The sequence below is a fragment of the Nocardioides sp. Root140 genome (assembly GCF_001426745.1).
In the GTDB taxonomy this organism is placed as follows: domain Bacteria; phylum Actinomycetota; class Actinomycetes; order Propionibacteriales; family Nocardioidaceae; genus Nocardioides.
Map to the genome: position 1 here is coordinate 297,259 of NZ_LMFI01000001.1, position 15,333 is coordinate 312,591.

Consider the following 15,333-nt stretch of genomic DNA (forward strand, 5'->3'; position numbering starts at 1 on the left):
GTGACAGCGAATCGCATCCTTGTCGCGAAGATCTTCTTTTCGGCGACCGACCCAACCCAACCGCGGGTCACGCGCATCTGATGGGGTGCATGCCGAGGAGGAACACACATGACCCGTCCACCGGGGGACGCCGAGTTCGCGGAGTTCGCGAGCGCACGCTGGGCCGCGCTCTACCGCACCGCCTACCTGTTGGTCCACGACCACGCGCTCGCCGAGGACCTGGTGCAGACCGCGCTGGTGAAGACCTACGTGTCGTGGCGCAAGCTGCGCGTCGCCGATGCGGCCGAGGCCTACACCCGCAAGATCCTGGTGAACACGGCGCTGTCGTGGTTCCGCACGAAGTCCTGGCAGAAGGAGCACGCGACCGCCGAGCTCCCGGACCGCGGAACCCGTGACGCAGACCCCGAGGACCGGCGCTGGCTGGTCGACGAGGTCGCCGGGCTGCCGCCGCGACAGCGGGCGGTCGTGGTGCTGCGCTACCTCGAGGACCTCAGCGTCGCCGAGACCGCTCGCATCCTCGGCATCTCCGAGGGCACGGTGAAGAGCCAGTGCTCCGACGCGCTGAAGCGGCTGCGCACGACCCTCGGCCCCGAGATCGTCCCCGCAGGAGGAACCCATGACTGACCCGTTCGGCGATCGTCTGCACGACGCCACCACCTCCATCGACGTACCGCCGCTCGACACCGGTGCACTGCTCGACGTCGGCCACCGCGCCCGTCGCCGACGTCGCCTCGCGGCCGGGGCGGCCGGGGTCGCGGCCCTTGCCGTCGTCGTGGGTACGGCGGGAGTCGTCGCTGCTCTCCAGGGCGGCGACGCGGACCGGAACGTGGTGACCACCACCCCGGCCGACCTGGTCGCGGTCACGACTCCCGGGGCCCTCGCCGCGATCGTGCTCGAGCACGTCGACGCCGAGCCGGCGTCCATGGGTGACGCGGACGACTTCAAGGGGAGCCTCGACCCGGGCGCGGTCGGTGCGGACCTGCGCTTCGACCCGGGCGAGGCGGAGGATGGCGACCTGCTCCTGGCCGCCGCGGCCCCGGGAGCGATCGACGACCTCGGTTGTGGCGAGGACGGGACCACCTGCGACTCGTGGTCGACGGACCAGGGCAAGGTCACGCTCGCGTGGCAGGAGGAGATGCCGGAGGAGGACCCCGGCATCGTGATCGTGGCCCAGCAGCGCAAGGGCGAGTACACGTGGGTGATGTACGCCGGCGACCAGATCACCGGCGACCCGCGCGAGCTCGACCTGTCGATCAGCGTCGACGAGATGACGTCGATCGCCACCGACCCCCGGTTCGGGCTGAAGACGACGCAGGAGGCCGTCGACGCCGGGTCGAGGCTCGACGGATTCGAGACCGAGACTGCGGAGACGCGAGTGCCGATCACCTTCCCGGCGCTGGCCGCGATCGCGCTGGACCACATGGCCGCCGAGCCGACCTCCATGGAGGAGGAGTTCGAGGAGACCACGCCGCAGGAGGTCACCGCCGTGAAGCTCTCGTTCCCGGGTGGCATCGAGACCGGACCCAACGTGTTGATCCTGTCGGCCTCGTCGGCCCCACCCGGTGACGAGGCACCGGGGTCCTGCACGGGCCGGTGCGTCGAGGAGGAGACCGATCGCGGCACCATGCGCGTCACCTGGGAGATCGGTCCAGTGCGTCAACCCGGACGGCTGAGCGTGACCTTGCAGGACGACGACCGACTGCTGCAGATCTCCCTGGACTCGACGAACATGCGCGAGAGGCCGTTCAGCGCCGACGCCAATCCCGAACTCGAGGTTTCGCTCGATGAGATGAAGGCGATGCTGCTCGATCCGACGTACGACCTGCTGACCACGCCGGAACGGGTCGACGAGGGCTCCGCGCTGGAGTTCGAGACGCCCCAGTGACCCGGTGACCCGACGCAGTGATCGACCTCGACTGAAATGACCGAACGGGCCGGGCGGGAGACTTACTCCCGACCGGCCCGTTCGTGACTTGGTGAAGATGATCAGCCGACGTGGACCTGGGCTTCGGGGCCGTCGGTGGCGAGTTCCTCGTGCTTGACGTCGAGGAAGAGCCAGATGATGACCGAGGCGGTCAGCATCATTGCGGCACCCACAAGGAACGCGGTGGTCGCACCGTCGGTGAAGGCGCCGAGGTAGGTCAGCTGACCCATGGTCTCCTCGAACTTCGCCGGGCTGAGCTTCTCCTGCAGGCCGGCGTCCATCGCGGCCTTGGTCAGGCCGGGTGCGATCTCCTCGCCGGTGTTGCGGGTGAAGTGCAGCGAGACCGTTGCGAGGACGGCCAGGCCCAGCGCACCGCCCACCTGCTGCATGGTGTTCAGGACGCCCGAGCCGACGCCGGAGTCCTGGGCCCGCAGGTGGTGCACTGCGGTCAGGGTCAGCGGCACGAAGACCATGCCCATGCCGAGCGCCATCAGGAACACGTACGGCAGGATCTGGGTCCAGTAGTTCACGTCTGCGCCCACCGCGTCACCGGAGAGTGCGCCGAGCAGGTTGCTCGGGGACTCGTCGACGCTGAGCCGGGAGAACCCGAACAGTGCGGCGGCGGCGACCAGTGAACCGGTGCCGGCCAGGATGCGCGGGTCGACGCGGCTGATCAGGCTCGACGCGGCCGTGGCCGAGATGATCATGCCGACCGAGAACGGCAGGAACGCGAAGCCGGCGTGCAGCGGGCTGTAGCCCACGACGTTCTGGATGAAGAGGCTGAGGAAGAAGAACATCGCGAACATGGCGGCCGGCAGGATCATCATCGCGATGAAGCTGACCGCGCGGGTCCGGTGGGCGAAGACGCGCACCGGGAGCAGCGGGTGCTCGACACGCGACTCGATCACGGCGAAGAACACCAGGAGGGCGACACCGGCAGCAAGACTGGCGATGGTCCACTCGTTGCCCCAGCCGTAGCGCTCGTCGCCGGCGCGGCTGAAGCCGTAGACCAGACCGAGCAGGCCGAAGGTTCCGGTGATCGCACCGGGGATGTCGAGCCAACCCTCGTGCTTCTCGGACTCCTCGAAGAAGCGCGGGGCCAGGCCCGCCGCGACCAGGCCGATCGGCACGTTGATCAGGAAGGTCAGGCGCCATCCGTCGACGCCGAGGGGCTGGTCGAGACCGGTGAGCCATCCACCGAGGATCAGGCCGACGGCCGCACCGATGCCGGACATGGCGGCGTAGACCGCGAAGGCGCGGTTGCGCTGCGGGCCGGCCGGGAACGTGGTGGTGATCAGCGCGAGGGCGGCGGGGGAGGCCATTGCGGCCCCGACACCCTGGAGGGCACGGGACGAGAGCAGCAGCGGCTCGGTCCAGGCGATGCCGCCGAGCAGCGAGGCGATCGCGAAGACCACGACGCCGACCATGAAGATGCGACGACGACCGTAGAGGTCACCGAGTCGGCCACCGAGCAGCAGCAGGCCACCGAAGGCCAGTGCGTAGCCGATGACGATCCAGGTCAGGTTCGCCTCGTTGATGTGGAGGTCCTCGCCGATGAACGGGAGGGCGATGTTGGCGATGGTGCTGTCGAGCACCACCATCAGCTGGGCCAGGGAGATCAGCACGAGGGCCCAGGCCAGACGCTTCTTCTCGGCCTTGGAGACCGGCGGCGGGACCTCGGGTAGCGCCTCGGACAGGGACTTTTCGGACATGGTAGATCCAATCTCGGGTTTCGAGCGGTCGGGAGGTCGACGGCCCGTGGTGACGGACCGTTCTGTGGTGCGGAACTCAGCGCCGGCAGGCCGGCACGATGATCTGGTCGATGACCGAGGTGATCAGCTCGGGCGTCGGGGCGTCGCCGAGGAGGAACGTCCGGTGAAGGACGATCGCGGCGAGGGCCGGGGCGATGATGTCGATGTCGAGGTCGTCACGGATCTCGCCTCGCTCTCGCGCCCGGTCGTAGATGATGCGGTTGGCGGCCACCTTGGGCCCGATGAAGCGCTCGCGGAACGCCGCGGCGAACTCCGGGTCACGGTTGATCGCGGTGAGGACACTGGCGAGGATGCCGATCGGCTTCTCGTCGGACAGTCCGCCCATGGCACAGCTGACCTGGACCAGGTCGTCGCGCAGGCTTCCGGTGTCGGGGATGTCGGGGTGTTGCTTCTCGGCGATCAAGGCGTCGATCACCAGGGCGGCCTTGCTGGACCAACGTCGGTAGAGGGTGGCCTTGCTCGCCTTGGCCCTGGTGGCCACGGCGTCCATGGTCAGCCGGTCGTAGCCGACGTCGCAGAGCACCGACAGGGTCGCCTCGAGGATCTCCTGCTCACGGTCGCCCTCGATGCGGGGCCGTGCGCTGGAGACCTCGGACTGGCCGGTCGGTGTCATGTGTGTTTCCTTCGCGTTCTCGGATGGAACGAAACTGTTTCGTTTCATCAATGTAGAACCCAACCGCGGCCGGCGTCCAATCAATTCCCGGATCCGGAAAGAATTTTTCTGTCCGTCACGAGAAGAACTTCAGGGACCTCGTGATCGCGAAGTCGTTCCACTGGGGAATGCGCTTGAACATGTAGTGCCCGACCGGCCCCATGTCGTGCATCTCGACCGAGGAGGCGACGTCCCGCGCCCGGCGTACGAATGCGGCGGTGGCCTTGGGGCTGGTGATCCGGTCGTGGCTGCCGTGCGCCGCCGCGAGGTGCTTGTCGGCCAGCGTGGCCACGGGGTCGTGCTTCTCGAACCACGGCGCCAACGCGACCACGCCGACCACCTGCGGGTGGTCGGCGACGTGCACGGCGGTGCGCGCGCCCATCGAGTGCCCCAGCAGGACGATCGGCACGTCGCCCAGTGCCCGGACGACCTGCTCGACGGCCCACCGCGCGTCGGGGACCGGGGAGGGCGCGTGCACGTCGTTCCAGCCTCGGTGCTGGTAGCGCAGCAACCAGGTGCCGACGCCCTCGTCGTGCGCCCGCGGCGTGATCGACTTCTGCATCGCGTGCGAGCGGCGCCAGGACGTGCTGCGCCAGTCGACCGGCATGAACGAGTGCTGCTTGCCGCCGTGCAGCATCAGGATCACGCCACGACCGCCGTTGGGTGCGTCGTACCGCGTGAGGGTGGGCTCGTGCACGCAGGGTTCCTCTCATGGGGCGTGGTCCGATGTTCGCACGTGGTCTTCGGAGCGGAGGGGCGGATCGGATGGCCTCTCCCGACTGTGGGCGCGACACGGCAAGATGTGCCCATGAGTTCTTCCGAGGTCTCCTCCGCGACCCCCGAGGCCCGTGACCGCCACCGACTGCTGTCCGAGCAGGTCGAGGACGCCCGCTGGCGTTACTACGTGCTCGACGACCCGACGTTGTCCGACGCCGACTTCGACGTACGCCTGCGCGAGCTGGAGGCGCTCGAGGACGAGTTCCCCGAGCTGCGCACGCCCGACTCGCCCACCCAGAAGGTCGGGGGAGCGGTGTCGACGGAGTTCACCGCCGTCGACCACCTCCAGCGCATGGAGAGCCTCGACAACGCGTTCTCCTACGACGAGCTCGAGGCGTGGCACGCCCGGCTGGTGCGCGACGGGGTCGAGAAACCGGCGTTGTTGTGCGAGCTGAAGGTCGACGGGCTGGCGATCAACATCCTCTACGAGAAGGGCCGTCTGGTGCGGGCGCTGACCCGTGGCGACGGGCGCACCGGTGAAGACGTCACGCCCAACGTCAAGACCATCGACTCGATCCCGCACCGGCTCACCGGCACCGACGAGTTCCCGGTGCCCGACCTGGTCGAGGTGCGCGGCGAGGTGTTCCTGCCGGTCGAGGCGTTCGAGCGGCTCAACGACGCGATGCGCGACCAGGGCAAGCCGCCGTTCGCCAACCCGCGCAACGCGGCGGCCGGGTCGCTGCGCCAGAAGAACCCCAAGGTCACCGCGACCCGCGCGCTCGGCATGGTCTGCCACGGCATCGGCGCCCGCGAGGGCTTCTCGCCGACCGCACAGTCCCAGGCGTACGACGCCCTGAAGGCGTGGGGCCTGCCCACGTCTCCGAGGGTCCGGGTGCTGCCCGACCTCAAGGCCGTGCGCGGCTTCATCGAGGAGTACGGCGAGCACCGGCACGAGGTCGAGCACGAGATCGACGGCGTCGTGGTCAAGGTCGACGAGGTGTCCCTGCAGCGTCGACTGGGCTCGACCAGCCGCGCGCCACGATGGGCGATCGCCTTCAAGTACCCACCCGAGGAGGTCAACGCCAAGCTGCTCTCCATCGAGGTCAACACCGGACGCACGGGCCGGGTCACCCCGTTCGGGGTGATGGAGCCGACGAAGGTGGCCGGGTCGACCGTCGAACGGGCCACCCTGCACAACGGCCACGAGGTCAAGCGCAAGGACGTCCGCCCCGGCGACACGGTGATCCTGCGCAAGGCCGGCGACGTGATCCCCGAGATCGTCGGTCCGGTGCTGGCACTGCGGCCCGAGGGCCTGGCCGAATGGGTGATGCCCACCGAGTGCCCGGCCTGCGGCACCGAGCTGGTGCAGCAACGCGAGGGCGACAAGGACATGCGCTGCCCCAACCACCGCTCGTGCCCGGCACAGCTGCTCGACCGGGTCTTCCACGTCGCAGGGCGCGGCGCGTTCGACATCGAGGGGCTCGGCTCCGAGGCCGCCGCTGCCCTGCTCGAGGCGAAGGTGATCCACGACGAGGGCGACCTCTTCGCCCTCACCGCCGACGACCTGATGCAGGCTTCCCTGTTCACCCGTGCCCCGAAGAAGGACGAGGCCGGCCCTCAGCTGAGCGCCAATGGCCAACGCCTGTTGGCGAATCTCGACACCGCCAAGGACGTCCCGCTGTGGCGCGTGCTGGTCGCACTCTCGATCCGCAACGTCGGCCCGACCGCCGCGCGTGGCCTGGCCACCCAGTTCGGATCGCTCCAGGCGGTGCGTGACGCCTCCGAGGAAGTGCTGGCCGACACCGAGGGCGTCGGGCCCACGATCGCCTCGTCGGTGCGCGCCTGGTTCGACGGCGAGGGCTCCGACTGGCACACCGCCATCGTCGACAAGTGGGCCGCCGCCGGCGTCACCATGCAGGACGAGCGCGACGAGTCCGTCGAGCGCACCCTCGAGGGGCTCTCGATCGTGGTCACCGGCTCGCTGGAGAAGTTCAGCCGCGACCAGGCCAAGGAGGCGATCCTGGCCCGCGGCGGCAAGGCGTCGTCGTCGGTGTCGAAGAAGACCGCGTTCGCGGTGATCGGCGAGGCCGCGGGCTCCAAGGCCGACAAGGCGGCCGAGCTCGGCGTACCCATCCTCGACGAGGCAGGGTTCGAGGTGCTGCTGGCCCAGGGGCCCGACGCGGCCCGCGAGCTGGCATGACCCGTACGCCGCCGCAGGTGCTGGTGCTCAACGGCGGTTCGAGCTCCGGGAAGACCACGCTGGCCAGGTTGTTGCAGGAGCCCCTGCCGGGCACCTGGCTCCGGCTCGGGGTCGACACGCTCGTCGACGCCGCGCCGCCGCGGTTGCTGTCCGGCGACGGGCTGGTGCTCGAGCCGGACGGCGGTGTGGTCGTGGGCGACGACTTCGTCGCGGTGGAGCAGCAGTGGCGCACCGGCATCGCGGCCATGGTGCGGGCCGGCGCGCGGGTGATCGTCGAGGACAACTTCGTCAGCGGCCCCGCCGGTCAGCAAGGGTGGCACTCGGCGCTGTCGGGACTGTCGGTCGGCTGGGTCGGTGTGCGCTGCGACGCGGCCGTCGTCGCCGCACGCGAGGCCGCCAGGGGCGACCGCACGCCGGGCATGGCCGCGGCGCAGGCCGAGTCCGTGCACGACGGCATCACCTACGACCTCGAGGTCGACACCGGGAGAGCGTCGACGGAGGCGCTGGTCCAGACGATCCGCGAACGTTTTTTCGCCCGCGGCTGATCAGCCCTCGAGGGCGGCCAGCACCTTCGCGGCGGCGGCCTCCTGCTCCTCGACGAACGGGTGGTACGCCGCGCCGCGCTCCGGGTCGTGGTGCTGACCGTTGATCCACGGGTCGTCGGCGCAGATGTCGTGGCCGGCGGTCGCCTTCCACAGGTCGACGTACGTCGTCTCGGTGGCCCGCGCGACCTCGTCCAGCATCTCGGTGAGCGCCTTGTTGACCATCCGGCCGTAGCGGTAGTCGCCATCCGCAAGGGGAAGCAGGTCGGGGCAGGTGCCCTTTGCCGGCACGATCTGCGGGTAGCCGACCAGCAGCACCTTCGCCTCGGGGGCCGACTGCTGGATCTGGCGCACCACGGAGACCATGCGTCCGCGCGTGGCGGCGATGCTGGTGAGCAGCTTGTCCTTGCCGCGCACGTTCATCGCCTCCTCGCACGGCGAGCCGGTGGGATCCTGGTCGCGCACGAACGCGCACTGGCCGACGAGGGTGAAGAACAGGTTGAACTCGTTGCCGCCCAGGCCGAGGGTCACGACGTCGGTGTCGGAGGTGACCGCGTCGAGCTGTGCCTTGATGGCGGGGTACTGCGGCCGCGTCATGTCTGCGGTGTCGGCGCCGGCGCAGGTGACGTCGACGAACGTGTCGGGCTTCCACTCCTTCGCCACGAGTGACGGGTAGTTGTGGGTCGAGCGCAGGCATCCGTCGTCGTCCTTCGACGACGGCACCGCCGGTGCCGCGGAGTAGGAGTCACCCAGCGCGACATAGCGCACCGACGGGGTGTCGACGTCGCCGATGTCGGTCGCCGCGTCGCCGCCGCACCCGGCGAGCAGGAGCATCGGGAGCAGGGCAAGGGCCAAGGCGGCCTTGTGCCGGACGGTCGGGTGCGGAGCGGTCACCGGAGGTCGAGTCCCAGCAGCGCGTTCTCGAGGACCTCGGCCATCGCGGGGTGGATCCAGTACTGCCCGCGCGCCATGTCGCGTGCCCCCAGGCCGAAGGACAGCGCCTGGATCGCCGGCTGGATCAGGGTCGAGGCGTCCGGCCCCATGATGTGCGCGCCGAGCAGCAGGCCGGTGTCGCGGTCGGCGATCACCTTGCAGATGCCGGTGGTGTCCTCCATCGCCCAGCCGTACGCCGTGTCGCCGTACGCCCGCACGCTGGTGGAGACGCGGCGCCCGGCGTCGAGTGCCTCGGCCTCGGTGAGCCCCACGCCGGCCATCTGCGGGTGGCTGAAGATCGCCGACGGCACGAACCGGTGGTCGAAGGGCCTCAGGTCGTCGGGGTGGGCCAGGTTGTGCGCGATCGTGCGCGCCTCGTGGTTGGCCACGTGCTTGAGCTGGTACGGCGAGGAGATGTCGCCCAGCGCCCACACCCCGGGTGAGGTGGTGCGCCCGAACTCGTCGACCACGATGCGACCGTCGTCGTGGAGCTCGATGCCGGTACCGGCCAGGTCGAGACGGTCACTGTTGGGTCGACGACCGGTGGCGACCAGGAGCATCTCGGCCTCGAGGGTGGTGCCGTCGTCGAGGCCGAGCCGGAGCCCGCCGTCGTCCACCGACGCGGTCGTGACGGTGCGGCCCAGGTGGACGTTCCACTGCTTGGTGGCCAGCTCGGTGAACCCGGCGCTGATCTCGGCGTCGGTTCGGCGTACGAGGGCGTCGCCGCGCACCACGAGGGTGACCTCGACGCCCAGCGCGGAGAAGATGTGTGCGAACTCGGCGGCGATGAAGCCGCCGCCGACGATGGTGAGGGTGCGCGGGAGCGTCTCGATGCGCATGATCGTGTCGCTGGTCTCGAAGGGCACCCCGGACTCCGCGATCTCGGTCGGGATGACCGGGCGTCCGCCGGCGGCGATCACGACCTGGTCGGCAGTGACCTCCTCGACGTGGTCGCCGAGGTCCACGGCGAGCGTGCGGTCACCGGTGAAGGTGGCGTGGCCCTCGAGGACCGTGGTGTTGGCGCCGTCGACGCGACCCTGGCGGGCTTCGGCGGAGTTCGGGTCGATGCGGCCGAAGATGCGGTCACGGATGTCGGCCCAGCGCACACCGTCCAGGGACGCGTCGATGCCGAACCGGCCCGCGTCGCGGATCCAGTTGGCGACGTCGGCGGTGTGCACGAACATCTTGGTCGGGATGCAGCCCACGTTGAGGCAGGTGCCGCCGAAGAGGTTCTCCTCGATGATCGCGAACTGCTTGTCGCGCAGCGAGCGGTTGGCGAGGAAGTTGCCGGAGCCGGCACCGATGACGGCGATGTCGTAGCGAGCCATGGGCCCAGCATAGGAGCGGGGCCATGGACCTGAATCCGGTCCATGGCCCCGTCCGTCTCGAGCGTCAGGACTCGTAGGCGTTGCCCGCGATCTTGATCTCGCCCTTTCCGCTGGCCTGCTCGTCGGTGGTGCAGGACCCGGTACTGGCATCGCAGACGGTCACCTCGGTGCGGGTGACCTTGACCAGGTGGCCGTCGGGGGACCAGCCGAAGTCCCAGGGCTGCTGGTCGAACGAGACGTGCTCGCCGGTCGCCACGTCGTACACGTCGAAGCCCGGGTCGGCCGGACCCATCTGGCCGTTCTCGTCGAGCTCCTCCTCCGCGACGACCTTCAGGTAGCGGCCGTCGGGGGAGAGCTCACCGAAGTGGTGGCCCTCGGGCAGGTCGATCTGCAGGAGCCTCTCGCCGGAGGCCAGGTCGACGACCTCCATGCTGGTGCTGTAGTCCGTGGTCAGTGCGTGACCGCCGGTGGCCTCGGGCATGGTCGCCTTGTCGAGCCCCTCGGCGACGCTCGCCTCACCGGTTCCGAGGTCGATGGCCAGCGTGGCGTCGTCCATCCCGACGTACGCGGTGTCACCGGCCAGTCCGACCGGCGGTGCCTCCCAGCCGCCCCAGCTGAACGAGCCCTCGAACGGGATGCGCTTCACCTCGGTGTTGGTGCTGATGTCGACGACCACCAGTTCCCAGGCGCCCTGCTGGCCGTCGGCGTAGACCATCGTCTGGGTGTGCGGGTCGGTGGCCGGCACCCGGTCCCCGAGGTCGAGATCGAGCGGCTGCACGTCACCGGTGGGGGTGACCAGCGCGTAGTGAGAGGGCCCGGAGTCGTCGGTCCACGGCGTCTTGCCGGTGCGGACCACGACGCCCTCGGAGGTGTAGTAGAGCGCCTTCACCTTCTCCTCGAGCGTGATCGGTCCGTTGCCGGGGTCGCCGAAGTAGACGGTGCTGCCCACGGCGTACGCGCCGCCGCGCAGGTAGCGCTCGGTCGCGGAGACGGGAGCGTCGCTGGTGCGGTCACCGCCACCGGGACCGTCTGCCAGCAGGGCGGCACCGCCACCGATGACACCGAGCACGGCGGCCGCGGCGACCAGGCTCGTGGCTCGGCGACGACGCCGGATCGAACGGCCCTTGGCGAGCACCGGTCCGGTGGGAGCGGAGGGGATGTCGAGGAGGTCGGCCTCGTCGTGCAGCAGGTGTGAGAGTCGTTCAGTCATTGGAGGCTCCAGTGGTGAGCGGGATGACTGCGTCGCCGAGCAGGACGCGCAGCCGGGAGAGGGCGGCCGAGGTCTGGCTCTTGACCGTTCCCTCGGAGCAGTCGAGGATTCGCGCGGTCTCTGACACGGCGAGGTCCTCGTAGTAGCGCAGCACGATCACGGCCCGTTGGCCCTTGGGCAGGAGCTTCAACGCGTCCAGCACTGCCGGGCGGTGGGACGGGTCGGTCTCGGCGCCGGACTCGGGCAGTACGTCGGTCGGCACCTCGTTGCGCCAGCCCTTCTTGCGGAACCACGAGGCGGCGGTGTTCATCAGCGCCTTGCGGGCATAGCCGTGGGCCGCGTCCAGGGAGCGGACGTTGCGCCATGACGCATAGGTGTTGGCGAGCGCCGTCTGGACCAGGTCCTCCGCGGTCGCGTGGTCGCCGATCAGCAGGTAGGCCGTGCGGTAGAGCCGCGGCCAGACGCCGTGCACGAACTCTGCGTAGTCCGCGTCGGATGGTGGTCGTGCCATGTGTCCTCCCGAAGTGATTGTCACCCCGCTAGACGCGGTGACCCGGGATTCGGTTGGGAGTGGTTCGGCCATAGGATCGGGTCCATGCCTGAGATTCCTGGATCGAGTAGCCCGCGAGGCACGAGTGGTCGTATCGAGATTTCACGTGACGAGGTCGCGCATCTTGCCGATCTCGCCCGGATCGACCTGTCCGACGCCGAGCTGGAGCACCTCGCACCGCAGCTGTCGGTGATCCTCGAGTCCGTTGCCTCCATCGCCGAGGTCGCCGCCGACGAGATCCCGCCGACCTCCCACGCGCTGCCGCTGACCAACGTGTTCCGCGACGACGTCGTGACGCCCGGGCTGACCGCCGAGCAGGCGCTGGCCATGGCCCCGGCGTCCGAGGGGCAGCGCTTCTCGGTGCCGCGCATCCTGGGGGAGGAAGCATGACCGACTACCTCCGCGCCTCCGCCGCCGACCTGGTCGCCGCCCTCGAGGCCGGCGAGACCACGTCCGTCGCGCTGACCGAGCTGTTCCTCGACCGCATCGAGGCCGTCGACAGTGCGGTCCACGCGTTCCTCCACGTCGACCGTGAGGGAGCGCTGGCCCAGGCCGCCGCCTCCGACGCGCGTCGTGCCGCGGGCGCCCCGGCCTCGGTCCTCGACGGTGTGCCGATCGCGGTCAAGGACGTGCTGGCCACCGAGGGCCTGCCCACGACCTGTGGCTCGAAGATCCTCGAGGGCTGGATCCCGCCGTACGACGCCACGGTGGTGACCCGCCTCAAGGAGGCCGGCCTGCCGATCCTGGGCAAGACCAACATGGACGAGTTCGCGATGGGTTCGTCGACCGAGCACTCGGCGTACGGCCCGACGCGCAACCCGTGGGACCTCGACCGCATCCCCGGCGGCTCCGGCGGTGGCTCGGCCGCTGCGGTGGCCGCCTTCGAGGCGCCGCTGGCTATCGGCACCGACACCGGCGGCTCGATCCGCCAGCCCGGTGCGGTCACCGGCACCGTCGGCGTGAAGCCGACGTACGGCGGGGTGTCGCGCTACGGCCTCGTGGCGATGGCCAACTCACTCGACCAGGCCGGCCCGGTCTCGCGCACCGTGCTCGACTCTGCCCTGCTGCACGAGGTGATCGGCGGTCACGACCCGCGCGACTCCACCTCGATCAAGGAGCCGGTGGGTGCGCTCGCCGAGGCCGCCCGTCAGGGTGCGTCCGGAGACCTGAGTGGGCTCCGCGTCGGCGTCATCAAGGAGCTCGGAGGCGAGGGCTACCAGGCAGGCGTCGAGGCCAGCTTCCGGGAGTCGCTCGACCTGCTCGTCTCGGCCGGCGCCGAGCTGGTGGAGGTCTCCTGCCCGAGTTTCGTGCACGCCTTGGCGGCGTACTACCTGATCATGCCGTCGGAGGCGTCCTCCAACCTGGCGAAGTTCGACGCGATGCGTTACGGCCTGCGGGTCGTGCCCGACGGCGACCCGTCGGCCGAGGACGTCATGCGCGCCTCGCGTGATGCCGGGTTCGGCGACGAGGTCAAGCGCCGCATCATCCTCGGCACCTACGCCCTGTCGAGCGGCTACTACGACGCCTACTACGGCCAGGCGCAGAAGGTGCGCACGCTGATCAGCCGCGACTTCGAGGCCGCGTTCGAGAAGGCCGACGTGCTGGTCTCGCCGACCGCGCCGACCACGGCGTTCAAGCTGGGGGAGAAGCTCGACGACCCGCTGGCGATGTACCTCAACGACCTCGCCACGATCCCCGCCAACCTGGCCGGGGTCCCGGGCATCTCGCTGCCCAGCGGCCTGGCCTCCGAGGACGGCCTGCCCGCCGGGTTCCAGGTGCTGGCACCGGCCCTGGCCGACGACCGGCTCTACCGCGTGGGTGCTGCCCTCGAGACGTTGCTGGAGAAGAAGTGGGGCGGCCCGTTGCTGGCGCAGGCCCCCAGTCTCGACACGGGTCCCGGTGGTCGAGTAGGGCGCTCTGCGCCCGTATCGAGACCTCCCTACTCGACCACCGGAGAAATGGCATGAGCACCGACACGTTGCTGTCCTTCGAGGAGTCCCTCGAGAAGTTCGACCCGGCGATGGGCCTCGAGGTCCACGTCGAGCTGAACACCAACACCAAGATGTTCTGCGGCTGCCCGGCCGTGTTCGGCGGAGAGCCCAACAGCCAGGTCTGCCCGACCTGCCTGGGCCTGCCCGGCGCGATGCCGGTGGTCAACGCCAAGGCCGTCGAGTCGGCGATGCGCATCGGCCTCGCGCTGAACTGCGAGATCGCCGAGTGGTGCCGCTTCGCGCGCAAGAACTACTTCTACCCGGACATGCCGAAGAACTTCCAGACCTCGCAGTACGACGAGCCGATCGCGTTCGAGGGCTACCTCGACGTCGAGCTCGAGGGGGGCGAGATCGTGCGCGTCGAGATCGAGCGCGCCCACATGGAGGAGGACACCGGCAAGTCGCTGCACGTCGGTGGAGCCACCGGGCGCATCCACGGCGCCGACCACTCGCTGGTCGACTACAACCGGGCCGGCATCCCCCTGATCGAGATCGTCACCAAGCCGATCATGGGCTCACGGGAGAAGGCCCCCGAGGTGGCCAAGGCGTACGTCGCGCAGCTGCGTGAGCTGATCGTGGCCCTGGGTGTCTCCGATGCCCGCATGGACCAGGGCTCGATCCGCGCCGACGTGAACCTGTCGCTGGCCCCGGTCGGCACCGGCTCGCTCGGCACCCGCACCGAGACGAAGAACGTGAACTCGCTGCGCTCGGTCGAGCGTGCGGTCCGCTACGAGATGCAGCGTCACGCCGCGATCCTCGACGGGGGTGGCTCGATCCTGCAGGAGACCCGGCACTGGCACGAGGACACCGGCGTCACGACCAGCGGTCGCCCGAAGTCCGACGCCGACGACTACCGCTACTTCCCCGAGCCCGACCTGGTGCCGGTGGCGCCGTCGCGTGAGTGGGTCGAGGAGCTCAAGGGCACCCTGCCCGAGCTGCCCCGCGAGAAGCGCGGCCGCCTGCAGAAGGAGTGGGGCTTCTCCGACCTCGAGATGCGCGACACCGTCGGTGCCGGAGCGCTCGGGCTGGTCGAGGAGACCATCGCCGCCGGTGCCTCACCGCAGTCGGCGCGCAAGTGGTGGCTCTCCGAGCTGGCCCGCCGTGCCAATGACTCGGGCCAGGAGATCGCCGATCTGGGCGTGACACCTGCCGACGTTGCCGCCGTACAAGCCCTGGTGGACGCCGGCTCGCTCAACGACAAGCTGGCCCGCCAGGTCTTCGACGGCCTGATCGCCGGCGAGGGCACCCCCGCCGAGATCGTCGCCGCCCGTGGCCTCGCCATCGTCTCCGACGACGGTGCCCTGGGTGCCGCCGTCGACAAGGCGATCGAGGCCAACCCCGACGTCGCCGACAAGATCCGCGACGGCAAGGTCGCCGCCGCCGGTGCCCTCATCGGCGCGGTGATGAAGGAGATGCGCGGTCAGGCCGACGCCGGCCGGGTCCGCGAGCTCATCATCGAAAAGCTCACCTGACCAACCGTGGGTTCTTGATGCGCGAACCGTGCATCCTTGCGT

14 protein-coding genes are annotated in these 15,333 nt (G+C 69.8%); 7 read left to right on the forward strand and 7 right to left on the reverse strand.

Features of this window, described 5'->3' with window-relative positions:
* Positions 1-108: 108 nt before the first annotated feature.
* Both ASD30_RS01445 and ASD30_RS01450 read left to right on the forward strand, forming a co-directional pair.
* Positions 109-624, forward strand: a complete 516-nt coding sequence (locus ASD30_RS01445; protein WP_056675921.1) for a SigE family RNA polymerase sigma factor — start codon at positions 109-111, stop codon at positions 622-624.
* On the forward strand, positions 617-1,885 hold the full coding sequence (locus ASD30_RS01450) for a hypothetical protein (protein ID WP_056675924.1): 1,269 nt from the start codon (positions 617-619) through the stop codon (positions 1,883-1,885). Before ASD30_RS01445 ends, ASD30_RS01450 begins: the two co-directional genes overlap by 8 nt.
* Before the next feature lie 101 nt (positions 1,886-1,986).
* Here the strand turns inward: ASD30_RS01450 and ASD30_RS01455 are convergent, their stop codons facing one another.
* The 3 genes from ASD30_RS01455 to ASD30_RS01465 all read right to left on the reverse strand — a co-directional run bounded on the left by ASD30_RS01455 (position 1,987) and on the right by ASD30_RS01465 (position 5,045).
* The gene (locus ASD30_RS01455) at positions 1,987-3,636 is read right to left on the reverse strand and encodes an MFS transporter (RefSeq protein WP_082563486.1); all 1,650 of its coding nucleotides are present in this window, start codon (positions 3,634-3,636) and stop codon (positions 1,987-1,989) included.
* Positions 3,637-3,712: 76 nt separating this feature from the next.
* Positions 3,713-4,309: a TetR/AcrR family transcriptional regulator gene (locus ASD30_RS01460; protein WP_056675927.1), complete on the reverse strand. Its 597-nt coding sequence runs from the start codon at positions 4,307-4,309 to the stop codon at positions 3,713-3,715.
* 115 nt (positions 4,310-4,424) lie between these two features.
* Positions 4,425-5,045, reverse strand: a complete 621-nt coding sequence (locus ASD30_RS01465) for an alpha/beta hydrolase (RefSeq protein ID WP_056675929.1) — start codon at positions 5,043-5,045, stop codon at positions 4,425-4,427.
* Positions 5,046-5,156: 111 nt separating this feature from the next.
* Between ASD30_RS01465 and ligA the strand changes: the two genes are divergently transcribed.
* Together ligA and ASD30_RS01475 are read left to right on the forward strand one after the other, a co-directional pair.
* Positions 5,157-7,265: an NAD-dependent DNA ligase LigA gene (gene ligA, locus ASD30_RS01470; protein WP_056675932.1), complete on the forward strand. Its 2,109-nt coding sequence runs from the start codon at positions 5,157-5,159 to the stop codon at positions 7,263-7,265.
* Complete coding sequence (locus ASD30_RS01475) at positions 7,262-7,810, forward strand: chloramphenicol phosphotransferase CPT family protein (protein WP_200951062.1); 549 nt, start codon at positions 7,262-7,264, stop codon at positions 7,808-7,810. The genes ligA and ASD30_RS01475 overlap by 4 nt, the downstream gene beginning before the upstream one ends.
* Here the strand turns inward: ASD30_RS01475 and ASD30_RS01480 are convergent, their stop codons facing one another.
* The 4 genes from ASD30_RS01480 to ASD30_RS01495 form a co-directional block, all read right to left on the reverse strand.
* Positions 7,811-8,701, reverse strand: a complete 891-nt coding sequence (locus ASD30_RS01480) for an SGNH/GDSL hydrolase family protein (RefSeq protein ID WP_056675936.1) — start codon at positions 8,699-8,701, stop codon at positions 7,811-7,813.
* On the reverse strand, positions 8,698-10,068 hold the full coding sequence (locus ASD30_RS01485; protein ID WP_056675939.1) for a mycothione reductase: 1,371 nt from the start codon (positions 10,066-10,068) through the stop codon (positions 8,698-8,700). Before ASD30_RS01485 ends, ASD30_RS01480 begins: the two co-directional genes overlap by 4 nt.
* A gap of 64 nt (positions 10,069-10,132) precedes the next feature.
* Positions 10,133-11,278 carry a YncE family protein gene (locus tag ASD30_RS01490; RefSeq protein ID WP_056675942.1) on the reverse strand — a complete coding sequence of 382 codons (1,146 nt, stop codon included), beginning with the start codon at positions 11,276-11,278 and terminating at the stop codon, positions 10,133-10,135.
* Positions 11,271-11,789, reverse strand: a complete 519-nt coding sequence (locus ASD30_RS01495; protein WP_056675943.1) for a SigE family RNA polymerase sigma factor — start codon at positions 11,787-11,789, stop codon at positions 11,271-11,273. Before ASD30_RS01495 ends, ASD30_RS01490 begins: the two co-directional genes overlap by 8 nt.
* Positions 11,790-11,873: 84 nt before the next feature.
* Here ASD30_RS01495 and gatC point away from each other — a divergent pair, with 84 nt between their 5' ends.
* Genes gatC through gatB form a run of 3 tightly spaced genes read left to right on the forward strand, consistent with a single transcriptional unit; the run spans position 11,874 to position 15,291 of the window.
* On the forward strand, positions 11,874-12,218 hold the full coding sequence (gene gatC / locus ASD30_RS01500; protein ID WP_056675946.1) for an Asp-tRNA(Asn)/Glu-tRNA(Gln) amidotransferase subunit GatC: 345 nt from the start codon (positions 11,874-11,876) through the stop codon (positions 12,216-12,218).
* Positions 12,215-13,795: an Asp-tRNA(Asn)/Glu-tRNA(Gln) amidotransferase subunit GatA gene (gene gatA / locus ASD30_RS01505; protein WP_082563487.1), complete on the forward strand. Its 1,581-nt coding sequence runs from the start codon at positions 12,215-12,217 to the stop codon at positions 13,793-13,795. Before gatC ends, gatA begins: the two co-directional genes overlap by 4 nt.
* On the forward strand, positions 13,792-15,291 hold the full coding sequence (gene gatB, locus ASD30_RS01510; RefSeq protein ID WP_056675950.1) for an Asp-tRNA(Asn)/Glu-tRNA(Gln) amidotransferase subunit GatB: 1,500 nt from the start codon (positions 13,792-13,794) through the stop codon (positions 15,289-15,291). Before gatA ends, gatB begins: the two co-directional genes overlap by 4 nt.
* Positions 15,292-15,333: the final 42 nt, after the last annotated feature.

Excerpts from the sequence above, each read along its gene's own strand:
- ASD30_RS01485 (WP_056675939.1), bottom strand. The coding sequence starts at position 10,068 with ATGGCTCGCTACGACATCGCCGTCATCGGTGCCGGCTCCGGCAACTTC.
- ASD30_RS01490 (WP_056675942.1), bottom strand. The coding sequence starts at position 11,278 with ATGACTGAACGACTCTCACACCTGCTGCACGACGAGGCCGACCTCCTC.
- gatB (WP_056675950.1), top strand. The coding sequence starts at position 13,792 with ATGAGCACCGACACGTTGCTGTCCTTCGAGGAGTCCCTCGAGAAGTTC.
- gatA (WP_082563487.1), top strand. The coding sequence starts at position 12,215 with ATGACCGACTACCTCCGCGCCTCCGCCGCCGACCTGGTCGCCGCCCTC.
- gatC (WP_056675946.1), top strand. The coding sequence starts at position 11,874 with ATGCCTGAGATTCCTGGATCGAGTAGCCCGCGAGGCACGAGTGGTCGT.
- ASD30_RS01460 (WP_056675927.1), bottom strand. The coding sequence starts at position 4,309 with ATGACACCGACCGGCCAGTCCGAGGTCTCCAGCGCACGGCCCCGCATC.
- ASD30_RS01445 (WP_056675921.1), top strand. The coding sequence starts at position 109 with ATGACCCGTCCACCGGGGGACGCCGAGTTCGCGGAGTTCGCGAGCGCA.
- ASD30_RS01475 (WP_200951062.1), top strand. The coding sequence starts at position 7,262 with ATGACCCGTACGCCGCCGCAGGTGCTGGTGCTCAACGGCGGTTCGAGC.
- ASD30_RS01450 (WP_056675924.1), top strand. The coding sequence starts at position 617 with ATGACTGACCCGTTCGGCGATCGTCTGCACGACGCCACCACCTCCATC.
- ASD30_RS01455 (WP_082563486.1), bottom strand. The coding sequence starts at position 3,636 with ATGTCCGAAAAGTCCCTGTCCGAGGCGCTACCCGAGGTCCCGCCGCCG.
- ligA (WP_056675932.1), top strand. The coding sequence starts at position 5,157 with ATGAGTTCTTCCGAGGTCTCCTCCGCGACCCCCGAGGCCCGTGACCGC.
- ASD30_RS01495 (WP_056675943.1), bottom strand. The coding sequence starts at position 11,789 with ATGGCACGACCACCATCCGACGCGGACTACGCAGAGTTCGTGCACGGC.